Source organism: Streptomyces sp. 63XJN7_1_ISO-PGPR-S23-121, from assembly GCF_056173025.1.
The window spans coordinates 7,494,295-7,519,127 of the sequence record NZ_CM149653.1; the positions used below are offsets into that span (position 1 = coordinate 7,494,295).

Consider the following 24,833-nt stretch of genomic DNA (forward strand, 5'->3'; position numbering starts at 1 on the left):
TCGGTCTCCGGACCGACCCCGCGCCACCGTCCGCTACGACCGTGGAGGGAGCGCGTCCCCGACCACCGGGGGCCCGGTCCCCTAGGGGGTGCGGAAACCGTTGGCCCGCGCCGCGTCCGTTCCCCTAGAATCTCCGCTCTTGCCCGCCTCCCTCACGGAGCGCCGCCGGCCGGACGGAAACCGGCCGGCCCCTCGCGCAGCCCGCGCCCGACGAACCGCAGGTCATCCGGAGGCACCCCCTTGTCCACGCCCGTCCACGACGACCCCCTGTCCCGCGAGCGCGCCCACCTGGCCGCGTCCCGTTCCGCGCTGCGGGCCATGCGGGAGGACGTCGAGTCCCTCGACATCAGCGACGTCACCGCGAACTGGGTCAACGCCGCGGTGCTGGAAGCCCAGATCGAGGACCGCATCAAGGCGCTCGCCGACCTCAGCGACACCCCGCTGTTCTTCGGCCGGCTCGACTACCTGCACGCCCCGGGGGCGGAGCTGGCGGAGGGTGGGGAAGGGGAGCGTTTCTACATCGGGCGCCGGCACGTCCATGACGCGGACGGCGACCCGATGGTGATCGACTGGCGTGCGCCGGTCTCCCAGCCCTTCTACCGGGCGTCGAAGAAGGACCCGCTGGACGTCGGGCTGCGCCGCCGCTTCGGGTACACCGGCGGGGACCTGACGGCGTACGAGGACGAGCACCTGTCCGACCCGGCCGAGGCGGCGGCCACCAGCAAGCTGCTCCAGCAGGAGATCGAGCGGCCCCGCGTCGGCCCGATGCGCGACATCGTGGCGACCATCCAGCCCGAGCAGGACGAGATCGTGCGCGCCGGGCTCGCCGGGTCGGTCTGCGTGCAGGGCGGCCCCGGCACCGGCAAGACCGCCGTCGGCCTGCACCGGGTCGCCTACCTGCTGTACGCCCACCGCGAGCGGCTCGCCCGCGCCGGCACCCTGGTCATCGGGCCGAACAAGTCCTTCCTGCACTACATCGAGCAGGTCCTGCCCGCCCTCGGCGAGCTGACGGTCCGCCAGGCCACCGTCGACGACCTGGTCGCGCACGTCGAGGTGCGCGGCACGGACGACGCCGCGGCGGCGGTGATCAAGGGCGACGCGCGGATGGCGGAGGTGCTGCGCCGGGCCCTGTACTCGCACGTCACGCCGCCCGCCGAGGGGATCGTGGTCGTGCGCGGCTCGCGCCGCTGGCGGGTGGCGGCGTACGAGCTGGAGGAGATCGTCCGCGAGCTGCTGGCCCGCGACATCCGCTACGGCGCCGCCCGCGAGGCCCTTCCGCAGCGCGTCGCGCACGCCGTGCTGGTGCAGATGGAGCGGGCGGGCGAGGCCCCGGACGACCGGGTGCAGAACGCGGTGGCGCGCGACGCCGCGGTGAAGGTTGCGGTCAAGGCCGTCTGGCCGCAGGTCGACCCGGCGAAGCTGGTGCTGCGCCTGCTGACCGACGCGAACTTCCTCGCCGAGCACGCCGGGGGCGTCCTCACCGAGGACGAGCAGAAGGCGATCCTGTGGGTGAGGCCGGCCCGCTCGGTGAAGTCCGCCCGGTGGGCGCCCGCCGACGCCGTGCTGATCGACGAGGCGACCGACCTGATCGAGCGCACCCACTCCCTGGGGCACGTGGTGCTCGACGAGGCGCAGGACCTCTCCCCCATGCAGTACCGCGCGGTGGGCCGGCGCTGCACCACCGGCTCGGCGACGGTCCTCGGCGACCTGGCGCAGGGCACCACGCCCTGGGCGACGCGGAGCTGGGAGGAGGCGCTGGCCCACCTGGGCAAGGGCGAGGCGGTGATCGAGGAGCTGACGGCCGGTTTCCGCGTGCCGACGGACGTCATCACGTACGCCTCGCGGCTGCTGCCGTCCATCGCGCCCGGGCTGACGCCGGTGGCGTCGATCCGTGAGAACCCGGGCTTCTTCGAGATCCGCGCGGCGGAGGGGACGGCCGGTGTGGTGGCGGCGTGCCGCGAGCTGCTGTCCCGGGAGGGCTCGGTCGGCCTGATCGCCGCCGACGCGCGCGTGCCGGAGCTGGCGGACGCGCTCGCCGCCGCCGGGATCGGCCACCTCGGCCCCGGCGAGGAGACCACCCACGCCACCCGCCTGACTCTGGTCCCGGCCTCGCTGGCCAAGGGCCTGGAGTACGACTACGTGGTCCTGGACGAGCCGCGGGCCGTGGTCGACGGCGAGCCGGACGAGCGCACGGGCCTGCGCCGCCTGTACGTGTGCCTGACCCGAGCGGTCTCGGGGCTGATCGTGACGCACGGCACGGACCTGCCCCCGCAGCTGACCGCCTGAGCCGGCACGGTGCCGGGCGGCGGACGCGGCGCGGCGCCGTCGCCGAGGCGTCGGTGTGAGCGCGGGCGCCCGAGTGGCCGCGCGGCCGGGGGCACCGGCGCCCGCGCCGGACCGGCCGGGGGTGCTCAGCCCCCCAGCACCCGCCGCCACTGGGCGACGGCCTGCTCCGACACCGGGCCGTCCCACCCCGCGGGCCGTGCCGCGCCGCCGATGTGGAAGCCGTCGATCCCCGCGTCCAGCAGCCCCGGCACGTGCTCCAGGCGCAGGCCGCCCCCGACCAGCAGCTGCTGCTCGTACCCCGGCTCACCCCGCCGCCGCGCCTCCGCGAGCAGCACGCCCATGCCCTCGTCCACGCCGCCGGCCGCCCCGGCGGTCAGATAGGTGTCCAGCCCCGGGAAGTCCGCGAGCCGCTTGCGCACCGCGTCCCGGTCCGCGGCCCGGTCGATGGCCCGGTGGAAGGTCCACCGGCACCCCCGCAGCGCCCCGGCGATCCGCTCCACCGCCCGCACGTCCACGTCGCCGTCCGCGTCGAGGAACCCGAGCACGAACTGGTCCGCCCCCGCCTCCCGCATCTCGACGGCGACCCGTGTCAGCCGCTCGACGTCCCCGGCGTCGAACCCGTCCGCGAGCCGCAGCATCACCCGCAGGTCGATGTCGACGGCGGCGCGGATCGCGGCGACGGTCCCGGCCGACGGGGTGAGGCCGTCGGCCGCCATGTCGGTGACCAGTTCGAGGCGATCCGCGCCTCCGGCCTGGGCGGCGACCGCGTCCTCGACGTCGAGGGCGATCACCTCCAGGACTGCACGCTTGCTCATGGGACCCCATTCGTCGGGCTTCGTCGGCTTGCTCGGCTGTCCGGACCGCTACAGGTCTAGTCCAATCCAAGCCTACGCCCCGGCCGCCCGCCAGGGGATACCTTCCCTTCCCCTCGGGACCGGCCGCCGCTCAGTCGCCGAAGATGTTCAGCTCCCCCGCCTCGACCCCGGCGAGCTCGTACCCGGCCCCGGCGTCCACCGGCCGCCCCGCGTACAGCCGCACCAGCGTCGCCGCGTCGCCGATGAACCGCCCCGGCGGCCGCGCGCCGCTCACCTCGCCCAGTTTCAGCGGCTCGTCCACGTCGTCGAGGTCGGCGTGCAGCGGGACGTGGCCGAGGTCCCGGGTGACCGTGGTCAGCAGCGTGAGCGCGTCCGGCAGCCCGCGCCCCGCGTACGCCCCCGGCTCGCCGAAGGCCACCCGCACATCACCGGCGTGCACCCACTCGCCCAGCGCGACCCGGTCCAGCACACCGCCCGCCCGGCCGATCACCGGCCCGGCCTCGGTCATGCCGCGTTCCAGCTCGTCGACGATCCGGGCGTTCGCCCAGTCGGCGCGCTCGGCGATGTCCCGGTCGTTGGACGCGGGCGAGAAGACGCCCTTCTCGAAGCGGCGCTCCACCACCCGCATCAGCGCGGCCGAGCAGTGCGCCAGCACGTCCCGCACGGTCCAGCCCGGACACGCCGCCACCGGCAGCGCGAAGTCGTCGTCGGACCGGGCCCGCAGCAGCGGCACCAGTTCGTCCCGTTCGACGGCCAGCAGCCGCCCGGGCAGTTCGGGGTCGCGTACGTCGTGCACGTCAGCAGGAGTCGTCATGGGCTCCACGCTAGGGGGCAGCGGGCCGATCGCGGGAGAATGAGGGCATGCCCGATCCCGACGCCCTGCGCGCCCGCTTCGCCCGTGCCCTGAACGGAGCCCGGGGCTCCGGCACCGGACCGGACCCGGCGCCCTACGCCGGCAACCTGCTCGCCCGCTGGCAGGAGCCCCAGCGCCGCTATCACACGCTGGATCACCTCACCGCCGTCCTCGACCGCGTCGACGAACTGGAGGGGTACGCGGACGACCCCGACGTCGTACGGCTCGCCGCCTGGTTCCACGACGCGGTCTACCTGCCCGAGCGCTCCGAGAACGAGGAGCGGTCGGCGCGGCTGGCCGAGCGCGCGCTGCCCGAGGCCGGCGTGCCGGCGGGGAAGACCGCCGAGGTGGCCCGGCTGGTGCGGCTCACCGTCTCCCACGACCCCGCCGACGACGACCGCGACGGCCAGGTGCTGTGCGACGCCGACCTGGCGGTCCTCGCCTCGCCCCCGTCGGCGTACGCCGCCTACACGGCCGCCGTCCGCGCGGAGTACCACTTCGTGCCGAACGACGCCTTCCGCGGGGGACGCGCGGCGATTCTCCGCCAACTCCTCTCCCTCCCCCGGCTGTTCCGTACGCCGCACGGCCGGCGGGAGTGGGAGGCGACCGCCCGGCACAACCTCGTCGGAGAGCTGGAAATGCTGTCGCCCGACGGTGACCCGGCCCCGTAACGTGCCCCGCATGCGGACCATGGGCGGGGATCAGGTGGAAGAGGCGGTGGCGGGCGCGGTGGCGCTGCTCCGCACGGCGGCGGACCGGGACTGGGAGGGAGTGCGGGCCGGGCGGCTGGAGTGGACCTGCCGGTACACGGCGGAGCACGTCGCGGGCGACCTGATCGCGTACGCGGGCCAGCTCGCCGGACGCGCCACCGGCGCCTACGTGCCGTTCGAGATCACCCTCGACGACGGCACCGGCAACGAGGACGTCCTCCAGGTGATCGGGACGACCGGCGCGCTGCTGGCCGCCACCGTCCGCACCACCCCGCGCGAGGTCCGCGCCTTCCATCCGTACCCGTTCCGCAGCGCGAGCCGCGAGGGCTTCGCCGCGATGGGCGTCACCGAGGTCCTGGTGCACACGCACGACATCGCCGAGGGCCTCGGCCTCGCCTACGAGCCGCCCGCCGGGCTGTGCGAGGACGTGTTGACCCGGATCTTCCCGCAGGTCCAGCCGGGCTCCGACCCCTGGCGCACCCTGCTGTGGGCCACCGGCCGCGGCGACCTGCCCGGACGCGCCCCGCTCACCGAGTGGCGCTGGAGCAACAACCTCGTGATCCCCACCGGGCGCCTCACCCTCCAGGGCGTCACCCCCGCCGCCGCCGCCGACCTCGCCGCGGAGGGCGACGGCGGGTTCGCGTGGGTCGACGGCGGGCCGTACCAGGGCACGCGGGACGCCGCCGGGATGCTGCTGAAGGCGTACGAGGCGGGCGTGCACCGGCCGGAGTGGGGGGTGTTCACGCTCGTGCGCACGGAGGACGGGCGCGCGGTCGGCGGCATCGGCTTCCACGGCCCGCCCGACGAGGACGGCCGGGTGGAGATCGGCTACGACCTCGCCGAGGCCGCCCGGGGCCACGGGTACGCCACCGAGGGCCTGCGCGCGCTGTCCGCGTGGGCGCTGGAGCGCGAGGAGGTGACGTCCGTGTTCGCCCGGACCGAGCCCGGCAACCTGCCGTCCCAGGCCGTCATCGCGCGCGCCGGCTTCACGCGGGTCGCGGGCGAGGGCGAGGAGGAGTTCGCCTACGAGCTGCGCGGCTCGCGCGGCTGACCCGCGCCCTTGCGCCGGCGCAGCCCCGCCCCGTGCAGCAGCCGTACGACCTCGCGGCTGCTGACCTCCTGGGCGCCGGCGGACACGGCGTCCGCGTACCGGTGGGCGGGGATGTCGTAGTGGTCGCGTTCGAAGGCACGGCGCGGCACGCCCAACGCCTCGGCGAAGGCGTGCAGTTCGGCGAAGGAGACGTCACTGACGAGGTGCGACCACAGGCGGCCGTGGCCCGGCCACTGCGGCGGATCGATGTAGACGGTCACCGGGGCGCCCTCACGACGACTGCGCGCCGCCCGTGGCGGCACCCAGCGAGCCGACCGCCGCGACCTTCACCCCGGCCTTGCCGCACACCCAGTGCGGGTCCGGGCCCAGTTCGGGTTCGACGTCCAGCGCGTGCGGGTCGCCGGAGCCGCACACCGGGCACAGCGGCCAGCGGCCGTACCGCTCCAGCAGGGCGTCCTGGACGTCCTGCGCGACGAGTCCGGCCACGAACTCCGCGCCCTCGGGCCACTGCTCGACCCACCAGCGCCGCTGCACGACGGACTCCTCGACGAGCGACACGACGTCCGCCTCGGCCACCTGGCCCGCCACCAGGTCGGCGAGCACGAGGGCGCGTGCGGCGTGCAGGGCCTGCTCCAGGGGGCTGATGGGGTCCATGCCCCCATTGTGCGCACTCTTGACCCGCAGACCGAAACGAAAATATCTTTCATGAGTGACCGATGACGTGAAGGAAACTTTCGCGAACGCGTCCGGCGGCCGCCGCGCCACCGGAGGCGGCGGCGCACCGCCCGCGCCCGCCGCCCTCGCGGCCAAGGTGCGCACGCTGGCACCGTCGATGACCCGCTCCATGCAGCGGGTCGCCGAGGCCGTCGCGGGCGACCCGGCCGGCTGCGCGGCCCTCACGGTCACCGGCCTCGCCGAGCTGACCGGCACCAGCGAGGCCACCGTCGTGCGCACCGCCCGCCTGCTCGGATACCCCGGTTACCGGGATCTGCGCCTCGCGCTCGCCGGGCTCGCCGCGCAGCAGCAGTCGGGGCGCGCACCCGCCATCACGACCGACATCGCGGTCGACGACCCGATCGGCGACGTCGTCGCCAAGCTGGCCTACGACGAGCAGCAGACCCTCGCCGACACCGCCGCCGGACTGGACACCGTCCAGCTCGGCGCGGCCGTCGCCGCCCTCGCCGCCGCCCGCCGAACCGACGTGTACGGCATCGGCGCCTCCGGGCTGGTCGCCCAGGACCTCACCCAGAAGCTCCTGCGCATAGGGCTGATAGCCCACGCCCCGAGCGACCCCCACCTCGCCGTGACCAACGCGGTGCAGCTGCGGGCCGGGGACGTCGCCCTCGCCATCACGCACTCCGGGTCGACCGGGGACGTCATCGAGCCGCTGCGGGTCGCCTTCGAACGCGGTGCGACGACCGTCGCGATCACCGGCCGCCCCGACAGCCCCGTCACGCAGTACGCCGACCACGTACTGACCACGTCCACGGCGCGGGAGAGCGAGCTGCGGCCGGCGGCGATGTCCTCGCGGACCAGTCAACTGCTGGTGGTGGACTGCCTGTTCGTGGGAGTGGCGCAGCACACGTACGAGTCGGCCGCGCCGGCGCTGGCGGCCTCCTACGAGGCGTTGGCCCACCGGCACGGGTCGCGCGGCAGACCGTAAGGACCCGATCACCGCGGGCGGCCGCGGCCGGGTCCGGCCGTCCGCGCCCACGCGGCGGAGCCGCGCACCGGAACGCCCCGCGCCCGGCGGGCACGTACAGACACCGAAGTCGAAGAGAGCCGCTGCCACATGACCTCCACCCCCCATCACCCCGATCTCCGTTCCCAGTTGGAGACGATGACCACCGAGGCGTTCCGGCCCGAGCTGGCCGAGATCGACCGGATGTCCACCCTCGACATCGCGCGGGCGATGAACGGCGAGGACAGCACCGTGCCCGCCGCCGTCGCGGCGCGGCTGCCCGAGATCTCCGCCGCCGTCGACGCCATCGCCGCCCGGATGAGCCGGGGCGGCCGGCTGGTCTACGCGGGCGCCGGCACCGCCGGCCGGCTCGGCGTGCTGGACGCCTCGGAGTGCCCGCCCACCTTCAACACCCGGCCGGGGCAGGTCGTCGGCCTGATCGCGGGCGGCCCGGAGGCCATGGTCACCTCCGTCGAGGGCGCCGAGGACTCGGCCGGGCTGGCCCGTGCCGACCTCGACGCCCTCGGCCTCACCGCCGACGACGCGGTGGTCGGCGTGTCCGCCTCCGGGCGCACGCCGTACGCCGTCGGCGCCGTCGAGCACGCCCGCGCGCTCGGTGCGCTGACCGTCGGCCTGGCCTGCAACGCGGGCAGTGCGCTGGCCGCCGCCGCCGAGCACGGCATCGAGGTCGTCACCGGCCCCGAGCTGATCACCGGCTCCACCCGGCTGAAGGCCGGTACGGCGCAGAAGCTGGTCCTCAACATGCTGTCGACGATCACGATGATCCGGCTCGGCAAGACGTACGGGAACCTGATGGTCGACGTCCGTGCCTCCAACGAGAAGCTGCGCGCCCGCTCCCGCCGGATCGTCGCGCTCGCCACCGGTGCCGGGCACGCGGAGATCGAGCGGGCCCTGGCCGCCACCGACGGCGAGGTCAAGGACGCCATCCTGACCCTGCTGGCCGATGTGGACGGCCCGACGGCCGCCCGCCTCCTGGCGGACTCCGACGGTCATCTGCGCGCCGCGCTGGCGGCGGCGAACGGCTGACCGCACGCCGGGCGCCGGCCCCCCGGGCGGCGCAGCGGGCGGGTTCGCCGGCGCCGTGTGCGACCCTGAGGAGCATGAACCACGCCCAGCTGACCGCTCTGGGCCGCGCCCTGCGTCTCCTCGGTGAGCACGGCGAGGCCCTGACCGCCGACACGCCGGACGCCAAGCTCCACGAGATCCGCGCCGACCTGAAGCGCGCGCTGGACCAGCTGGAGGAGAGCGTCACCACGGCGGCCCCCAGCACGCGCTGCCCCGAGCACCCGAACGGGCCGGTCGACAAGGCCGCCCCCGACCTGTGCCTGCTGTGCGAGACCCGCCGCCGTGCCGCCCGCCGCGCCGAGTACAACGGCGGCCCCCTCCCGACCCGGCCCACCGAGCCGGTCCCGTCCCGCTACGGGGTGCGCGGCGACCGTCCGCAGCCCCAGCAGCGCTGGCTGCCGGAGCTGTGGAACGGCCAGGCGTGGCAGCTGTGCGGCACCCCGCGCCGCGACCGCCGCGAGGCCGAGCTGTACATCGCCGCACAGTTGCGCGCCCCGCGCGCGGCCATGGCGTACCGGCTGGTGCACGAGTTCACGGACTACGAGGTGCTGCGCGTGTGGGGGACGCCGGTGCGGGTGGACGTCGAGCCGATGGGCGGAGGCGGCCCAATCGGCTGACGCCGGCACCGGTGGGCGATGCCGGCGTCACCGGTGTCAGCGGACGACGTCGAAGACGTTCTTCTGGATGCCGTTGGCGTAGGCCTCGTGCTCGACGAGCCGCAGCCGCTGGGTGTCCTTGTCCGTGTCGCTGAACAGCCGCTTCCCGGCGCCGAGGAGCAGCGGGAAGACCAGCAGGTGGTAGCGGTCGACGAGGTCGGCGTCCGAGAGGGCCCGGTTGAGGGTGGCGCTGCCGTGCACGATGATCGGGCCGCCCTCCGTCTCCTTCAGCGCGGCGACGTCGTCGAGCGAGCGCAGGATCGTGGTCTCGCCCCAGTTCGCCACCAGGTCGCCGTCGGTGAGGGTGGTGGAGACGACGTACTTCGGCATCACCTTGTAGTCGGCGAAGTCCGCCATGTCCGGCCAGACCGCGCTGAACGCCTCGTAGCTGACCCGGCCGAGCAGCATCGCGCCGGCCTCCTTCTGCTCCCGGCCCTTGATCTCGTACGCCTCGGGGAGGAACTCCAGGTCCTTGAAGGTCCAGCCCGCGTTCCGGTAACCGGCCTCGCCGCCGGGCGCCTCCACGACACCGTCGAGCGAGACGAAGGCGGTGCTGATCAGCGTGCGCATCTGGGGTTCTCCTGGGTGTCTCGTGGTTCCGGGGCTCCCGTGGCTCCGGGTGTCCCCTGCTGCCCTCACCCTGTACGACCGCGGCGCCCGTGAGAACTCATCGGTCGCCGTGTCGCTCCCCCGGCCGGTCGACGTGTCCGGAGCGGGCCGCGGGTCAGCTCAGGGTCTTCAGCGCCGCCGCGTCGAAGGGGGTCAGCTCGTCGAAGCGGCCGTCGAGGACCTTCCGGGCCCACTGCGGGTCCTGGAGGAGGGCGCGGCCGACGGCGACGAGGTCGAACTCGTCGCGCTCCATGCGGTCCAGGAGGTCGTCGAGGCTGCCGAGCGCGGCGCCCTCGCCCTGGAACGCCTTGCCGAACTCGCCGTCGAGCCCGACCGAGCCGACCGAGATGGCGGTCTTCCCGGTCAGCTTCCTGGTCCAGCCGGCCAGGTTGAGGTCGGAGCCGTCGAACTCGGGGCGCCAGTAACGGCGGGTGGAGGCGTGGAAGGCGTCGACGCCGGCCGAGGCGAGCGGGGCGAGGATCGCGTCCAGCTCCTCGGGGGTCTCGGCGAGGCGGGCGTCGTAGGCGTCCTGCTTCCACTGGGAGTAGCGGAAGATCACCGGGAACTCGGCCGAGACCCTCTCCCGCACGGCGGCCACGATCTCCGCGGCGAACTTCGTCCGGGCCACCGGGTCGCCGCCGTAGGCGTCGGTGCGGCGGTTGGTGCCGGCCCACAGGAACTGGTCGACCAGGTAGCCGTGGGCGCCGTGGATCTCCACGCCGTCGAAGCCGATGCGCTCGGCGGCGGCGGCGGCCTCCGCGAAGGCGCCGACGACGTCGTCCAGGTCGCGCTTGGTCATGGCCTTGCCGGTGACCTCGTCCTCGCCGATGCGCAGGCCCGAGGGACCGACGGCGGGGGCGTCGGGGAACGGCTGGTCGCCCTGCTTGCGCACCATCCCGATGTGCCAGAGCTGCGGCACGATCGTGCCGCCCGCCGCGTGGACGGCGTCGGCGACCTTCGCCCAGCCGGCCAGCTGCTCCTCGCCGTGGAAGCGCGGCACGCGGTCGCTCTGCCCGGCGGAGTCGTGGCCGACGTACGTGCCCTCGGTGACGATCAGGCCGACACCGGCGGCGGCGCGGCGCGAGTAGTACGAGACCACGTCCTCGCCGGGGATGCCGCCCGGGGAGAACATGCGGGTCATCGGCGCCATCGCGATCCGGTTCGGCACGGTCAGGCCGTTGATGACGGTGGGGCGGGCGAGGATCCGCGCGGCGCGCGAGGCGGCGTCGGGGGCGGTGACGGTCATGGGGGCTCCTCAGGGGTACCAGTCGGTATGTGCATACGCATGCATGCCTGCATCCGTGCAACCGGCACACCCGCCACCGCCATTCCGGTGGCCCGTCATCCGTGACCCGGCTCACACACGCCCGCGGCGCCACGGGGCACGACGCGCCCGAGGGCGGCACCCCCGGCCGTGGCCAGGGGTGCCGCCCTCGGTACGTGAAGGACGGTCGATCAACCGGAACCGGTCGATCAGAAGTCCATGTCACCGCCCGGCATGCCGCCCGGGGCGGCCGCGGCGGCCTTCTCCGGCTTGTCGGCGATGACGGCCTCGGTGGTGAGGAACAGCGCGGCGATGGAGGCGGCGTTCTGCAGCGCGGAACGGGTCACCTTCGCCGGGTCGATGATGCCCTCGGCGATCATGTCGACGTACTCACCGGTCGCGGCGTTCAGGCCGTGGCCGACGGTCAGGTTGCGGACCTTCTCCACGACGACGCCGCCCTCGAGACCACCGTTGACGGCGATCTGCTTCAGCGGGGCCTCCAGGGCGAGCTTCACGGCGTTGGCGCCGGTCGCCTCGTCACCCGTGAGCTCCAGCTTCTCGAAGACCTGGGAGGCCTGGAGCAGGGCCACGCCACCACCGGCGACGATGCCCTCCTCGACGGCCGCCTTCGCGTTGCGAACGGCGTCCTCGATGCGGTGCTTGCGCTCCTTGAGCTCGACTTCGGTGGCGGCACCGGCCTTGATGACGGCCACGCCGCCGGCCAGCTTCGCCAGACGCTCCTGGAGCTTCTCGCGGTCGTAGTCCGAGTCGCTGTTCTCGATCTCGGCGCGGATCTGGTTGACCCGGCCCTGGACCTGCTCGGCGGAGCCGGCGCCGTCCACGATCGTGGTCTCGTCCTTGGTGATGACGACCTTGCGCGCCTTGCCCAGCAGGTCGAGGGAGGCGTTCTCCAGCTTGAGGCCGACCTCCTCGGAGATGACCTCGCCGCCCGTGAGGATGGCGATGTCGCCGAGCATGGCCTTGCGGCGGTCGCCGAAGCCCGGGGCCTTGACGGCGACGGACTTGAAGGTGCCGCGGATCTTGTTGACGACCAGGGTCGACAGGGCCTCGCCCTCGACGTCCTCGGCGATGATCAGCAGCGGCTTGCCCGACTGCATGACCTTCTCCAGGAGCGGCAGCAGGTCCTTGACGTTGCCGATCTTGGAGTTGGCGATGAGGATGTACGGGTCGTCGAGCGACGCCTCCATCCGCTCCATGTCGGTGGCGAAGTACGCCGAGATGTAGCCCTTGTCGAAGCGCATACCCTCGGTGAGCTCCAGCTCCAGACCGAAGGTCTGGGACTCCTCGACGGTGATGACGCCTTCCTTGCCGACCTTGTCCATGGCCTCGGCGATGAGCTCGCCGATCTGGGTGTCGGCGGCGGAGATGGAGGCCGTGGAGGCGATCTGCTCCTTGGTCTCGACATCCTTGGCCTGCTCGAGCAGGGCGGCGGAGACGGCCTCGACGGCCTTCTCGATACCGCGCTTCAGGGCCATCGGGTTGGCGCCGGCGGCCACGTTGCGCAGACCCTCGCGCACCAGGGCCTGGGCGAGGACGGTCGCGGTGGTCGTACCGTCACCGGCGACGTCGTCCGTCTTCTTGGCGACTTCCTTGACCAGCTCGGCGCCGATCTTCTCGTACGGGTCCTCGAGCTCGATCTCCTTGGCGATGGAGACACCGTCGTTGGTGATCGTGGGCGCGCCCCACTTCTTCTCGAGGACGACGTTGCGGCCCTTGGGGCCGAGCGTCACCTTGACGGCGTCCGCGAGCTGGTTCATGCCGCGCTCGAGGCCGCGCCGCGCCTCCTCGTCGAACGCGATGATCTTGGCCATGTGAAGTGGTCCCTCCAGGACTGGGGGTGATTCCTTCGGACCGCGCCCGCGCCCGCGACGGACGGCTCGCCGGCCTCGTGGGTTCCTTCCCCACCCGGCCCGCGGGCCTCACCGACCCGGTCCTCGTTGTCACTCTCACCTTCAGAGTGCTAACGCAATGATTAGCACTCGCCCCTGCCGAGTGCAAGCGCCCCCCGGGGATCGAGCCGGTCGCTCAGCCGCCCGCGAACACCGGCCCGCGCGGACCCCCGGGGTCCGGGCCTGGGCCCGGGCAGGCCGAAGGGCCCGCACCCCAGGGGGTACGGGCCCTTCGGAGAAGACCGTTGGCTTGCGGTGGCCGCACGTCTCAGGCGCTGAGGCGAACCATGTCGGCCTGCGGGCCCTTCTGACCCTGCGAGATCTCGAACTCGACCCGCTGGCCTTCTTCGAGGGTGCGGTAGCCGTCCATCTGAATCGCGCTGTAGTGGACGAAAACATCCGCACCACCGTCGACCGCGATGAAGCCGTACCCCTTCTCCGCGTTGAACCACTTGACGGTGCCCTGAGCCATGCCTAACTCCCCTATTACTGGCCCTTGCACAGATCCGCACTTCGCGGATCCGGGTCAGACCTCACCCCCCAATGGGTGGGGGCGTGCGCCGGAACGCGTCGACCGCGGCCGAATGTATCTGTCCAACTGCCGTCTGCAACAGGGCAATCGGACGAGAAATCTGGACGTAGCCGGTCCGGAATGTGGCGACAATGCGCCTGAATTCGGGTCAAGTCGGGCTACACAAAGAGAACAAAAGCCGCGAAATACGCCCACACTTTGGCTACATCTTGTCGGGCCGGGGGCAGGAATTCCGGGGCGCCGTCCCGGTGATCGGGAGCGCGTTCCCCAACTCTACCGCGCTCAATCACATGGAATTGCCCCCTCCACTTCTCTCCCGGGAGGGGGCAATTCGCTGAACGCGGAGTGACGCCGTTTACCGAAGGTAACGAAGGGGGCGTTTCAGCCGCCCGCGACCGCCGGGATGATCGAGACGCCGGCGCCGTCCGGGGTCTCCGTCTCCAGGCCCTGCTCGAAGCGGACGTCGTCGTCGTTGACGTAGACGTTGACGAAGCGGCGCAGCCTGCCCTGGTCGTCCAGGACGCGGGCGGCGATCCCGGTGTGGTTCTTCTCCAGGTCCGAGATGACCTCGGCGAGGGTCGCGCCGTCGGCGGCGACCTCGGCCTTCCCGCCGGTGTAGGTGCGCAGGATGGTGGGGATGCGAACGGTCACGCTCATGCGAGGCCAGCCTCTCGGAAGGAGTCCAGGTTGGGGCGGATCGTCGCGGTCAGGCCGGTGCCGGCCACCGCGTCGAGGGTCTTGAGGCCGTCGCCGGTGTTGAGGACGACCGTGGTGAGCGACGGGTCCAGCACGCCGTTCTCGATCAGCTTCTTCGTGACGCCCACCGTCACACCGCCGGCGGTCTCCGCGAAGATGCCCTCCGTGCGGGCCAGCAGCTTGATCGCGTCGACGACCTGCTCGTCGGTCACGTCCTCCACCGCGCCACCGGTGCGACGGGCGATGTCGAGCACGTAGGGGCCGTCGGCCGGGTTGCCGATCGCGAGGGACTTGGCGATGGTGTTCGGCTTCTGGGGGCGCACGACGTCGTGTCCCGCCTTGTAGGCGGTGGACACCGGCGAGCAGCCCTCGGCCTGCGCGCCGAAGATCTTGTACGGCTTGTCCTCGACCAGGCCGAGCCCGATCAGCTCCTGCAGGCCCTTGTCGATCTTCGTGAGCTGGGAGCCGGACGCGATCGGGACGACGAGCTGGTCGGGCAGCCGCCAGCCGAGCTGCTCGCAGATCTCGTACGCGAGGGTCTTGGAGCCCTCGGCGTAGTACGGCCGCAGGTTGACGTTGACGAAGCCCCAGCCCTCGCCGGCCGGGTCGCCGATCAGCTCGGAGCAGAAGCGGTTCACGTCGTCGTAGTTGCCCTCGATGCCGACGAGTTCACCGCCGTAGACCGCGGCCATGACGACCTTGCCCTGCTCCAGGTCGTGCGGGATGAACACGCAGGAGCGGAAGCCGGCCCGCGCGGCGGCGGCGCCGACGGCGCCGGCGAGGTTGCCGGTGGAGGAGCAGGACAGGGTGGTGAAGCCGAAGGCACGGGCGGCCTCCAGGGCCTGGGCGACGACGCGGTCCTTGAAGGAGTGCGTCGGGTTGCCGGAGTCGTCCTTGACGTACAGGCCGCCGGTGACGCCGAGCTCGCGGGCCAGGTTCCCGGCCTCGACCAGCTTGGTCCAGCCCGGATTGATGTTCGGCTTGGTCGCGACGTCGGCCGGGACGGGCAGCAGGGGCGCGTAGCGCCAGATGTTCGCGGGGCCCGCTTCGATCCGCTTCCGCAGCTCCTCGGTGTCGTAGGCCGAGAAGTCGTAGGCGATCTCCAGCGGGCCGAAACACTCCTCGCAGGCGAAGACCGGGCCGAGGGGCACGCGGTGGCCGCACTCGCGGCAGGAGAGCGCCGCGGCGGGGCCCAGGTCCACGGGGGAGGCGGGGGAAGCGGGGGAAGCGGTGGTGTCGGTGCTGCTTGCGACAGTCTGCACAGCCATGTGAGGCGAGGCCCTTTCTCCTCATCTTCCTCACGACGCATCTCGCCGTGAGACGGATTTGGCACCTTCCCTAGCCGGGAGCCTCGCGCTGCGATCGACAGTGATCTACGAGAACCGACTGGAGGGTTGCCGGGGCTTCATCGGGCCGTTTCCCTCTGCCCCTCTGGATGAGCGGTATGTGGTTGTTTTGCGCTGGTGCACACGGTGACCCGGCATGCGCCGGTCCTCCGCGTTGTTCAAGACTGTAACCGACGGCCACGACTGTTGAGATAGTCGTCCGTACCGCGAGATGGATCACGAAGGAGCCCACCGACCGTGCTGGAAGAAGTCGAGCGCTGGCTTGGCGCGCGTTCCTGGTCCGTGGCAGACCGCACGATCGCCCAGATCATGGCCGCCAAACGTGCCACGGGCCAGTCGGTCAGCGTGGTGCTGCCCGCGCTCGACGAGGAGGCGACCGTCGGCGACATCGTCACGGTGATCCGCCGTGAGCTGATGCGGCGGATCCCGCTCGTCGACGAGCTCGTGGTCGTGGACTCCGGGTCGACCGACCGCACGTCGGCGGTGGCCGCGGCGGCGGGGGCGCGCGTCGTCCATCGCGACGAGATACTCCCCCGCATCCCCGCCGTGCCCGGCAAGGGCGAGGTGCTGTGGCGCTCGCTGCTGGTCACCGGCGGCGACATCGTCTGCTTCGTCGACGCCGACCTGCGCGAGTTCTCCGCCGACTTCGTCTCCGGCATCGTGGGCCCGCTGCTCACCGACCCGGAGGTCCACCTGGTCAAGGCCATGTACGACCGCCCGCTCACGATGCCCGACGGGCACGCCGGCGGCCCCGAGTCCGCCGGCCAGGGCGGGCGGGTCACGGAACTCATGGCCCGCCCGCTGCTCAACCTGCACTGGCCGCTGCTGGCCGGCTTCGTCCAGCCGCTCAGCGGTGAGTACGCGGCCCGCCGCTCGCTCCTCGAACGGCTCCCCTTCCCCGTCGGCTACGGGGTGGAGCTGGGCATGCTGGTCGACTCCCTGCACCTGGTGGGCCTGGACGCCCTCGCGCAGGTCGACGTCGGCGTCCGCAGGCACCGGCACCAGGACGGGCAGGCCCTGGGCCGGATGTCCGCCGCGATCTACCGCACCGCCCAGCTCCGGCTGGCCCGCGGCCATCTGGTCCGGCCGTCGCTGACCCAGTTCGAACGCGGCAGCACCGGCTTCGAGCCGCGCACCTACTCGGTGGACACCGAGGAACGCCCGCCGATGACACAGATCGCGGAGTACGCGGCCAGAAGAGTGGCCTGAGCCCCCGGGGTTGTTCCCGCCGGGGGCCCGCAAGCGTCAGCCGGAGACGCCGTCCGACCAGCGCCAGCGGCCGGCGGAGTCCGGCTCGCAGGTCAGGTACTCGCCGCCGCGGCCGTGGGTGCTCAGACCGCGGTGCTTCTTGGCGCAGAACTGGCCGTCGGCGTAGCAGTTGCCCGCGGGGCTGGTGAGTTCGCAGGCGCCGGTGCCCGTGCCGGCCCCGGTGCCCGTGTCCGAGCCGCCCGTGTCCGGTGTCCTGGCCGGTTCGGGGGTCGGCGTCGGCTTCGGGGTGTGCAGCAGGCGCCCGGCGCAGTCGCGGCCGTCGCGGGGGACGCTGAAGGTCACGCCACCGGGGCCGTCGGTCTGCTCGCAGACCTTCTCCCCCGTGCCCCAGGAGGAGGCCTGCCGACCGGTGCCCTGGAGCCGGACGGTGTAGCCGAGTCCCGCCCGCTTCGCCGCGAGGACGGCCGACCCGGCACTCCGCCCGGTGAAGTCGGGCAGCGTCACGGGGGTCGGTGTCGGCGTCGGTGTCGGTGTCGGGGCGGGCGCGGAGGTCGTCGCCCCGGTGGGGGACGCCTCGGCCGTGGGGCTCGCGTCGCCCGGTGTCGCGGTGGCCGCCGCCGACCGTTCGTCCGCCGCCGCGTCCGCGGTCCCGTCGCCGCAGCCGGCGAGTGCCAGCGCGGAGACCGCGACCGTCGCCGCGGCACCGGCGAGTCTGTTCATGCGCCTTCGTACGAGCACGGCGCCCACCCCCTGATCTCTGAAATGTGCACCTCGCATACTTGATGTGTTCACAGCATCCACACAAGTCACGTGACCAAATCGCGACCGAGGTGACGCACGGGCACGTTTGAGGATTTGGGGGCCGGGCTAGGTTGAGGCGTATGGCTTCAAGCTTCGGTGCTGCTCAGGTGCTCGTCGCCTCCAATCGGGGGCCCGTCTCGTACGAGGTGCGGGAGGACGGTTCGCTGCACGCCAGACGCGGCGGTGGCGGGCTGGTCTCCGGTCTGTCGGCCATCGGGCCGGACGCGGGCGCGTTGTGGGTCTGCTCGGCGCTGAGCGACGGCGACCGCGAGGCCGTGCGGCGCGGGGTGGGCGAGGACGGCGTGCGGATGCTGGACGTGCCGGCCGACGTGCACGCGGACGCGTACAACGGGATCGCCAACTCGGTGCTGTGGTTCGTCCACCACATGCTGTACCAGACCCCCGTCGAGCCCGTCTTCGACGCGGAGTTCCGGCGGCAGTGGGCGTCCTACGAGGCGTACAACCGGGCCTTCGCCGAGGCGCTGGCCGAGGAGGCCGCCGAGGGGGCGGTCGCGATCGTGCAGGACTACCACCTGACGCTGGTGCCGGGCATGCTGCGCGAGCTGCGGCCCGACCTGCGGATCGGCCACTTCTCGCACACGCCGTGGGCGCCGGTCGACTACTTCCGGATGCTGCCGGACGACATCGCCGAGCAGGTGCTGCGCGGGATGCTGGGCGCCGACCGGCTCGGCTTCCTCACCCGGCGGTGGGCCGACGCGTTCACCGCCTGCTGCGAGGCGCTGGTGGGCGGGCTCGGCGGCACGGAGATCGGCGTGCACGGGCTGGGGGCGGACGCGGACTTCCTGCGGAAGCGGTCGCACGAGGCCGACGTGGACGAGCGGATGGCGAAGCTGCGCGAGGAGATCGGCGAGGGGCGCCGGACGATCGTCCGGGTGGACCGGACCGAGCTGTCCAAGAACATCGTGCGCGGCCTGCTGGCGTACCGGCAGCTGCTCACCGACCGGCCCGAGTGGCGGGAGCGGGTCGTGCACGTCGCCTTCGCCTACCCGTCGCGGCAGGACCTCGCCGTGTACCGGGACTACACGGCCGAGGTGCAGCGGGTCGCGGAGGAGATCAACGCGGAGTTCGGGACGGCCGGGTGGAAGCCGGTCGTGCTGCACGTGAGGGACGACTTCGCGCGGTCGCTGGCGGCGTACCGGCTGGCGGACGTGGCGCTGGTCAACCCGATCCGGGACGGGATGAACCTGGTGGCGAAGGAGGTGCCGGTCGTCTCCGACGAGGGGTGCGTGCTGGTGCTGTCGCGCGAGGCCGGGGCGTACGAGGAGCTGGGCGACGACGCGGTGGTGGTGAACCCGTACGACGTCGCCGGAACGGCGGACGCGCTGCACGAGGCGCTGTCCGTGGGCCCGGGGGAACGGGCGGAGCGCTCGAAGCGGCTGGCCGCGGCGGGAACGGCCCTGCCCCCGGCCCGCTGGTTCCTGGACCAGCTAGAGGCCCTGAGGTCCTGACCCCGCCCGACTGCCCGCCGCCGCGAGCACGGCCGCGGGCAGTCGCGCCTCCCGCACCGCCCTACCGCAACCGCGCCGCCAGCCCCCGCAGCAGCGCCACCACGCCCCCGGGCCCGTCCACCTCCAGGTCGGCCTGTTCCCGCAGCTCGGCCACCTCGTCGCTGCCGCTGCACACGAGCAGCCCCGGTACGCCCTCGGCGCGAAGGTCTCCGACCGCCGCGAAGGCCGGCAGGTCACCGAGGTCGTCACCGGCGAACAGGACGGCCCCGGCACCCGTCTCCCGCGCGTACTCGCGCAGCGCGACCCCCTTGTCCATGCCGGGCGGCCGAAGCTCCAGCACCATGCGGCCCGGCTCGACGACGAGCCCGTGACGTGCGGCGAGGCCGGCCAGCGGCGCGCGCAGGGCCTCGAAGGCGGCCTGCGGATCGGCTGCGCGGCGGGTGTGCACGGCGACCGCCCGGCCCTTCTCCTCGATCCAGGTGCCCTCTCCCACTCCGGACCGCTCCAGCAGTCCCGGCAGCTCGGCCCGGACGGCGGCCACGCCCGGGTGGGGCGGCGGGGCGGTGACGGTGCCGGTGGCGGCGTCCCAGCGCTCGGCGCCGTAGTGGCCGAGGACGACGAGGTGGTCCAGGCCTGGGACGTCCGCGAAGCCCCCGTGGTGGACGGCGACCTCGGCCGGACGGCCGGTGATCACCGCGACGGAGGCGACCTTCGGGGCGAGGGCCTCGAGCGCGGGCACCGCGTCCGGGTGGGCGCGGGCCTGGTCGGGGTCCGGCACGATCGGGGCGAGCGTGCCGTCGAAGTCGAGCGCGATCACCGCGCGGCCCGGGCGGGCGAGGAGGGCGTCGAGCCCTTCGCGGCCGGCCTCGGTCACGGGCGTCGGCACGTGGTCGGCGCCCTGGGAGTCGGGGGTGAGGTCCTGGTGGCTGCCCATGAGGCGAACCTATCCCGCCGCGCGGAAATCAACCTCAGCGCTCGCCGCGCCGCGACTCCCGCACCCGGCGCAGCCGGTTGACCGTCACCGGGTCGAGGGCCAGCGCGCGCGGGTCGTCCAGGAGGGCGTTGAGGAGCTGGTAGTAGCGGACCGGGGCCAGGCCCAGTTCCTCACGGATCGCGCGTTCCTTGGCGCCGGGGCCCGCGAAGCCGCGGCGCTCCAGCGCGAGGATGCCGCGTTCCCTTGCTCCGAGGTCCATGCAGGGCACCGTAACGCCCGACGCCGACAGCGGCACTACTCGCCGCTGCCCGCCCGCATGGCCGTCGCCTGGATCTGGCCGAGGACCTCCGAGGGGCTGCCGCCGGGGAGGACCGCCTGGCCGATGCGCTTCTTCACGTCCGCGCTGACCGAGGCCCAGGAGGTCTTGCCGACCGGGTAGAGCTCGGAGAGCAGCAGTTCGTCCAGGAAGGGCTTGAGGTCCTTGTCCTCGGCCGCCGTACTCATCACCTGGGACGCGGAGGTGGTGACCGGCAGCAGGTCGTACTCGCGGGAGAAGTCGAGGACGTTCTCGTCGCTGTAGACGAAGTCGAGGAAGTCGCCGATCTCCTCCCGGTGGCCGTTCTTTTTGAAGGCCGTCATCCAGTCGGTGACGCCGAGCGTGGTCCTGCTTGCCCCGTCGGCACCGGGGGTGGGCACCATGCCGTACTTCACGCCCTTGGCGGACGCCGCCTTCATCAGCGAGGGGTGGCCGTTGAGCATGCCGACCTCGCCCTTGGCGAAGGCGGCGAAGGCGTCGGCGCGGTTGAGCCTGCCTGGGGCGACGGGGCCGGTGAGGCCCTTGCCGACCAGTTCGTCCTTGAGCCAGTCGAAGGTGGTGACGTTCTGCGGCGAGTCGACGGAGTAGGTGCCGACGTTGTCGGTGTAGCCGCCGCCGCCGCTGAGCATCCACTGCATCGTCTCGGCCTGCGCCTCCTCGGGGCCCAGCGGGAGGGCGTACGGGTACTTCACGCCCTCCGCCTCGAGCTTCCCGGCCGCCTCGGCGAGATCGTCCCAGGTCTTGGGCGGGGTGGCGCCGGCCTTGTCGAAGAGGGTCCTGTTGTAGAAGAGCACGCGCGTGGAGGCGGCGAACGGCAGGCCGTACTGGACGCCCCGGACCTGGCCGGCGGCGGCGAGCTGGGAGACGAAGTCGGCCTGGACCGGGATGGAGAGCACGTCGTCGGCCCGGTAGAGCAGGTCCTGGGCCGCGTAGTCGGAGTAGGCGCCGATCTGCGCGAGGTCGGGGGCCTCGCCGGCCTCGACCATCTCACGGACCTTGCGGTCGACGTCGTTCCAGGAGTAGACGGTGACGTCCACGTGCACGTCGGGGTGCTGGGCCTCGAAGGACTTGGCCAGCTCGTCCCAGTACTCCTGGGAGCTGTTGGCCTTGCTGTCGCCGTAGTCGGCGGCGACCAGCTTCAGCGTCACCTCGTCGGAGCCGCCGGTGAGCCCGCAGCCGCCGAGGAGCACCGTCAACCCCAGGGCGGACACCGCCGCGATCGTTCCAGTCCTGCGCCGCTGCACCGTTCCCGCCCCGCCCTGCTCATGTCACTGTCCGTTTACCGGATTAAGGTCTACACCACGCGAGTGGACTAGACCTCTCCCGGGTGTACGGGCCACACTGTTCCCGTGAGACACGTCATCGCGCTCGATGTGGGCGGAACCGGGATGAAGGCCGCCCTGGCGGGGCCGGGAGGCGAGCTGCTGCACCAGGCACGCCGCGCCACCGGACGCGACCGCGGCCCCGAGGCCGTCGTCGCGGGCATCCTGGACTTCGCCGCCGAACTGCGCGCCCTGGGCGCCGACCGGTTCGGCGAGGGCGCCGTCGCCGCCGGTGTCGCCGTCCCCGGCATCATCGACGAGGAGCACGGCACCGCCGTGTACGCCGCCAACCTCGGCTGGCGCGACGTCCCGCTGCGCGCGCTGCTCAGCGAGCGGCTCGGCGGCATCCCGGTCGCCCTCGGCCACGACGTGCGCACCGGCGGCCTCGCCGAGGGGCGGATCGGGGCCGGGCGGGGCGCCGACCGGTTCCTGTTCGTGCCGCTGGGCACCGGCATCGCGGGGGCCATCGGCATCGACGGCCGGGTGGAGGCGGGCGCCCACGGCTTCGCGGGCGAGATCGGCCACGTCGTGGTGCGCCCCGGCGGCATCCCGTGCCCGTGCGGGCAGCGCGGCTGCCTGGAGCGGTTCGCGTCCGCGTCGGCCGTCAGCCAGGCCTGGGCGGAGGCCTGCGGCGACCCGGAGGCGGACGCCGCCGACTGCGCCAAGGCCGTCGAGTCGGGCGACGCCCGCGCCGCCCGGGTGTGGCAGGACGCCGTCGACGCGCTCGCCGACGGGCTGGTCACCGCGCTCACCCTGCTGGACCCGCGCGTCCTGATCATCGGTGGCGGCCTCGCGGAGGCCGGGGAAACCTTGTTCACACCACTGCGGGACGCCGTCCGGCGGCGCGTCACCTTCCAGAAGCTGCCGGAGCTCGTCCCCGCGGCCCTGGGGGACACCGCCGGCTGCCTCGGTGCCGGGCTCATGGCCTGGGACCTGCTCGACACCACTGCCACGACCGCGACTCCCCCGGAGGTAACCACCTGATGGCCCCAAGCAAGGTTCTCGCCGGTGCCCGGGTGGTTCTGCCCACCGGCACCGTGGACGACGGCCGCGTGATCGTCGACGGCACGCGGATCGCGGACACGGCGCCCCCGGACGCGGAGACCGTCGACCTCGCCGGCCACTGGGTGGTCCCCGGCTTCGTCGACATCCACAACCACGGCGGCGGCGGCGCCTCCTTCACCGGCGGCACCGCCGAGGACATCCTCAAGGGCGTCCACACCCACCGCCTGCACGGCACGACCACGGTGGTCGCCTCCACCGTCACCGGCGACCTGGACTTCCTCGCCCGGCGCGCCGGGGTGCTCGCCGAGCTGGCCCAGCAGGGCGACATCGCCGGCATCCACTTCGAGGGGCCGTTCATCTCCCCGTGCCGCAAGGGCGCGCACGACGAGGAGCTGCTGCGCGACCCCGACCCGGCCGAGGTACGCAAACTGATCGACGCGGCGCACGGCCACGCGAGGATGATGACGCTGGCCACCGAGCTGCCGGGCGGCCTGGACTCGGTGCGGCTGCTCACCGAGCACGGTGTGATCGCGGCCGTCGGGCACACCGACGCGACGTACGAGCAGACGCTCCGGGCCATCGACGCCGGCGCGACCGTCGCCACCCACCTGTTCAACGCCATGCCGCCGCTCGGCCACCGCTCCCCCGGCCCGATCACGGCGCTGCTGGAGGACGAGCGGATCACCGTCGAGCTGATCAACGACGGCACCCATCTGCACCCGGCCGCGCTCCAGCTGGCCTTCCACCACGCGGGTGCGTCCCGGGTCGCCTTCATCACCGACGCGATGGACGCGGCCGGCTTCGGCGACGGCCGCTACATGCTCGGCCCCATGGAGGTCGAGGTCGCCGACGGCGTGGCCCGGCTGGTGGAGGGCGGCTCGATCGCCGGCTCCACGCTCACCCTGGACCGCGCCTTCAAGCGGGCGGTGACGGTGGACGGGCTGCCCGTCGAGGACGTCGTCGCCGCGATCTCGGCCAACCCGGCCCGGCTGCTCGGCCTCGCGGACCGCGTCGGCTCGCTGGAACCCGGCAGGGACGCCGACCTGGTGGTCCTCGACGCCGGATTCGACCTGGTCGGCGTGATGCGCCGGGGCGAATGGGTGGTCGATCCCCGACTGGGCTGATCCGTCCCCGGGTCCGCTCCGGTCCGGCCGGTGGTGGCCGGTCCGGGGGCTGGGCCGACAGCCCTCCGTTTGGCATGATCGTGACGTCGGACAACGTCTTCGGAACACGTGGCGGACAGATCGTCGGGGGAGGTCGGCACGGGTGATTCTCACGGTCACGCTGAACACCGCGCTCGACATCACGTACCGCGTCCGGTCCCTGCGCCCCCACGCCTCCCACCGGGTCACCGACGTGACGGAACGCCCGGGCGGCAAGGGGCTGAACGTGGCCCGCGTGCTCGCGGCCCTCGGACACCGGGTGACGGTGACCGGCTTCGCGGGCGGCACCACCGGACACGTCGTACGGGAGGGCCTGACGGGGCTGCACGGGGTGTCCGACGCGCTCGTGCCGTGCGCCGGGACGACCCGGCGCACCATCGCCGTCGTCGACGAGCGCACCGGCGACACCACCCAGCTCAACGAGCCGGGCCCGGCCGTCGCACCCGCCGAGTGGAACGCCTTCCTGGAGTCCTACGGCGACCTGCTCCCCGGCGCCTCGGCGGTCGCCCTGTGCGGCAGCCTGCCGCCGGGCGTGCCGGTGGGCGCCTACGCCGGCCTGGTGCGCACCGCGCGCGCGGCGGGCGTGCCGGTGCTGCTGGACACCAGCGGGGAGCCGCTGCGCCGGGGCGTCGCCGCCCGTCCGGACATGATCAAGCCGAATGCCGACGAACTGGCCGAGCTGACCGGCTCGCACGAGCCGCTGCGGGCCACCCAGGCCGCCCGGCGCCGCGGCGCCAGGTCCGTGGTGGCCTCCCTGGGCGCCGAGGGGCTGCTCGCGGTGACGCCGGAGGGCCGCTGGCGGGCGGCCCCGCCCGCGCACGTCCGCGGCAACCCGACCGGCGCGGGCGACTCCGCGGTCGCGGGCCTGCTGTCGGGGCTGGTGGAGCACCTGCCCTGGCCGGACCGCCTGGCCCGCGCGGTCGCCCTGTCCGCGGCGACGGTGCTGGCGCCGGTGGCGGGCGAGTTCGACCGGGCGGCGTACGAGGAGCTGCTCGGCCGGGGGGTCGCGGTGACGACGGAGGCCGGCGCGGCGTGAGGCGCCGGGGCCCGTCGTCCGGGCCGGGCCCTAGGGTGTGTCGTTCGGATCAGGCCGGCTGGGACGGACGGCGCGTCCCGGCC

Annotated in this window: 25 protein-coding genes and 1 riboswitch; of the genes, 11 read left to right on the forward strand and 14 right to left on the reverse strand. The window is 73.3% G+C overall.

The genetic code is table 11. The features are described from left to right. The first annotated feature begins 240 nt into the window (after positions 1–240). Positions 241–2,286 (forward strand): HelD family protein, encoded by a 2,046-nt coding sequence (locus tag AC0VYN_RS33490; RefSeq protein ID WP_475533997.1) that lies wholly within the window; start codon positions 241–243, stop codon positions 2,284–2,286. A gap of 125 nt (positions 2,287–2,411) precedes the next feature. On the opposite strand, the gene AC0VYN_RS33495 is transcribed toward AC0VYN_RS33490, so the two are convergent. Together AC0VYN_RS33495 and AC0VYN_RS33500 are read right to left on the reverse strand one after the other, a co-directional pair. Next, the gene (locus AC0VYN_RS33495) at positions 2,412–3,101 is read right to left on the reverse strand and encodes a copper homeostasis protein CutC (RefSeq protein ID WP_451686523.1); all 690 of its coding nucleotides are present in this window, start codon (positions 3,099–3,101) and stop codon (positions 2,412–2,414) included. 130 nt (positions 3,102–3,231) lie between these two features. Then, on the reverse strand, positions 3,232–3,915 hold the full coding sequence (locus AC0VYN_RS33500) for a maleylpyruvate isomerase family mycothiol-dependent enzyme (protein ID WP_475533998.1): 684 nt from the start codon (positions 3,913–3,915) through the stop codon (positions 3,232–3,234). Positions 3,916–3,962: 47 nt separating this feature from the next. On the opposite strand from AC0VYN_RS33500, the gene AC0VYN_RS33505 reads away from it, so the two are divergent. Then, a complete protein-coding gene (locus AC0VYN_RS33505; protein WP_385458313.1) occupies positions 3,963–4,625 on the forward strand; it encodes an HD domain-containing protein in 663 nt (220 codons plus the stop codon). Positions 4,626–4,635: 10 nt separating this feature from the next. Further along, the gene (locus tag AC0VYN_RS33510) at positions 4,636–5,715 is read left to right on the forward strand and encodes a GNAT family N-acetyltransferase (protein WP_475533999.1); all 1,080 of its coding nucleotides are present in this window, start codon (positions 4,636–4,638) and stop codon (positions 5,713–5,715) included. Here AC0VYN_RS33510 and AC0VYN_RS33515 read toward each other — a convergent pair. Beyond that, entirely contained in the window at positions 5,688–5,975 is a 288-nt protein-coding gene (locus tag AC0VYN_RS33515; RefSeq protein ID WP_475534000.1) for a DUF4031 domain-containing protein, read from the reverse strand. The two genes, AC0VYN_RS33510 and AC0VYN_RS33515, sit on opposite strands and share 28 nt — an antisense overlap. A 10-nt stretch (positions 5,976–5,985) precedes the next feature. After that, positions 5,986–6,369: a hypothetical protein gene (locus tag AC0VYN_RS33520; RefSeq protein ID WP_385458316.1), complete on the reverse strand. Its 384-nt coding sequence runs from the start codon at positions 6,367–6,369 to the stop codon at positions 5,986–5,988. A gap of 55 nt (positions 6,370–6,424) precedes the next feature. On the opposite strand from AC0VYN_RS33520, the gene AC0VYN_RS33525 reads away from it, so the two are divergent. The 3 genes from AC0VYN_RS33525 to AC0VYN_RS33535 all read left to right on the forward strand — a co-directional run bounded on the left by AC0VYN_RS33525 (position 6,425) and on the right by AC0VYN_RS33535 (position 9,099). Continuing rightward, entirely contained in the window at positions 6,425–7,378 is a 954-nt protein-coding gene (locus tag AC0VYN_RS33525; RefSeq protein ID WP_475534001.1) for a MurR/RpiR family transcriptional regulator, read from the forward strand. Between the two features lie 129 nt (positions 7,379–7,507). Further along, positions 7,508–8,443, forward strand: a complete 936-nt coding sequence (gene murQ, locus AC0VYN_RS33530; RefSeq protein WP_475534002.1) for an N-acetylmuramic acid 6-phosphate etherase — start codon at positions 7,508–7,510, stop codon at positions 8,441–8,443. A 74-nt stretch (positions 8,444–8,517) separates the two neighbouring features. Continuing rightward, entirely contained in the window at positions 8,518–9,099 is a 582-nt protein-coding gene (locus AC0VYN_RS33535) for a hypothetical protein (protein ID WP_475534003.1), read from the forward strand. A 36-nt stretch (positions 9,100–9,135) separates the two neighbouring features. Here the strand turns inward: AC0VYN_RS33535 and AC0VYN_RS33540 are convergent, their stop codons facing one another. The 6 genes from AC0VYN_RS33540 to thrC form a co-directional block, all read right to left on the reverse strand. Further along, positions 9,136–9,708 (reverse strand): dihydrofolate reductase family protein, encoded by a 573-nt coding sequence (locus tag AC0VYN_RS33540; RefSeq protein ID WP_475534004.1) that lies wholly within the window; start codon positions 9,706–9,708, stop codon positions 9,136–9,138. A gap of 154 nt (positions 9,709–9,862) precedes the next feature. Then, positions 9,863–10,993, reverse strand: coding sequence for an NADH:flavin oxidoreductase (locus AC0VYN_RS33545; protein WP_475534005.1), 1,131 nt, complete (start codon positions 10,991–10,993; stop codon positions 9,863–9,865). Positions 10,994–11,220: 227 nt separating this feature from the next. Continuing rightward, positions 11,221–12,843: a chaperonin GroEL gene (gene groL, locus AC0VYN_RS33550; RefSeq protein WP_189233956.1), complete on the reverse strand. Its 1,623-nt coding sequence runs from the start codon at positions 12,841–12,843 to the stop codon at positions 11,221–11,223. Positions 12,844–13,189: 346 nt separating this feature from the next. After that, a complete protein-coding gene (locus tag AC0VYN_RS33555; protein ID WP_004929928.1) occupies positions 13,190–13,393 on the reverse strand; it encodes a cold-shock protein in 204 nt (67 codons plus the stop codon). A gap of 441 nt (positions 13,394–13,834) precedes the next feature. Beyond that, positions 13,835–14,110 carry a MoaD/ThiS family protein gene (locus AC0VYN_RS33560; RefSeq protein ID WP_451686537.1) on the reverse strand — a complete coding sequence of 92 codons (276 nt, stop codon included), beginning with the start codon at positions 14,108–14,110 and terminating at the stop codon, positions 13,835–13,837. After that, a complete protein-coding gene (gene thrC, locus AC0VYN_RS33565; protein WP_475534006.1) occupies positions 14,107–15,417 on the reverse strand; it encodes a threonine synthase in 1,311 nt (436 codons plus the stop codon). The genes AC0VYN_RS33560 and thrC overlap by 4 nt, the downstream gene beginning before the upstream one ends. Positions 15,418–15,435: 18 nt before the next feature. After that, a riboswitch (SAM riboswitch) is annotated at positions 15,436–15,591 on the reverse strand. A 141-nt stretch (positions 15,592–15,732) separates the two neighbouring features. Between thrC and AC0VYN_RS33570 the strand changes: the two genes are divergently transcribed. Continuing rightward, entirely contained in the window at positions 15,733–16,704 is a 972-nt protein-coding gene (locus tag AC0VYN_RS33570; RefSeq protein WP_475534007.1) for a glucosyl-3-phosphoglycerate synthase, read from the forward strand. Positions 16,705–16,740: 36 nt separating this feature from the next. On the opposite strand, the gene AC0VYN_RS33575 is transcribed toward AC0VYN_RS33570, so the two are convergent. Further along, positions 16,741–17,424, reverse strand: coding sequence for a hypothetical protein (locus AC0VYN_RS33575; RefSeq protein ID WP_475534008.1), 684 nt, complete (start codon positions 17,422–17,424; stop codon positions 16,741–16,743). Between the two features lie 161 nt (positions 17,425–17,585). Between AC0VYN_RS33575 and AC0VYN_RS33580 the strand changes: the two genes are divergently transcribed. Beyond that, complete coding sequence (locus AC0VYN_RS33580) at positions 17,586–18,974, forward strand: alpha,alpha-trehalose-phosphate synthase (UDP-forming) (protein WP_475534009.1); 1,389 nt, start codon at positions 17,586–17,588, stop codon at positions 18,972–18,974. 61 nt (positions 18,975–19,035) lie between these two features. Here the strand turns inward: AC0VYN_RS33580 and otsB are convergent, their stop codons facing one another. Genes otsB through AC0VYN_RS33595 form a run of 3 tightly spaced genes read right to left on the reverse strand, consistent with a single transcriptional unit; the run spans position 19,036 to position 21,468 of the window. Then, complete coding sequence (gene otsB, locus AC0VYN_RS33585) at positions 19,036–19,908, reverse strand: trehalose-phosphatase (RefSeq protein WP_475534010.1); 873 nt, start codon at positions 19,906–19,908, stop codon at positions 19,036–19,038. Positions 19,909–19,942: 34 nt separating this feature from the next. Then, positions 19,943–20,167: a DUF3263 domain-containing protein gene (locus AC0VYN_RS33590; RefSeq protein WP_077797979.1), complete on the reverse strand. Its 225-nt coding sequence runs from the start codon at positions 20,165–20,167 to the stop codon at positions 19,943–19,945. Positions 20,168–20,202: 35 nt separating this feature from the next. Next, positions 20,203–21,468, reverse strand: coding sequence for an ABC transporter substrate-binding protein (locus AC0VYN_RS33595; RefSeq protein WP_475534011.1), 1,266 nt, complete (start codon positions 21,466–21,468; stop codon positions 20,203–20,205). Positions 21,469–21,612: 144 nt separating this feature from the next. On the opposite strand from AC0VYN_RS33595, the gene AC0VYN_RS33600 reads away from it, so the two are divergent. From AC0VYN_RS33600 to AC0VYN_RS33610, 3 genes are all read left to right on the forward strand, one after another. After that, on the forward strand, positions 21,613–22,530 hold the full coding sequence (locus AC0VYN_RS33600) for an ROK family protein (protein ID WP_475537035.1): 918 nt from the start codon (positions 21,613–21,615) through the stop codon (positions 22,528–22,530). After that, the gene (gene nagA, locus AC0VYN_RS33605) at positions 22,530–23,675 is read left to right on the forward strand and encodes an N-acetylglucosamine-6-phosphate deacetylase (RefSeq protein WP_475534012.1); all 1,146 of its coding nucleotides are present in this window, start codon (positions 22,530–22,532) and stop codon (positions 23,673–23,675) included. The genes AC0VYN_RS33600 and nagA overlap by 1 nt, the downstream gene beginning before the upstream one ends. A 142-nt stretch (positions 23,676–23,817) precedes the next feature. Beyond that, positions 23,818–24,750 (forward strand): 1-phosphofructokinase family hexose kinase, encoded by a 933-nt coding sequence (locus tag AC0VYN_RS33610; protein WP_475534013.1) that lies wholly within the window; start codon positions 23,818–23,820, stop codon positions 24,748–24,750. Positions 24,751–24,833: the final 83 nt, after the last annotated feature.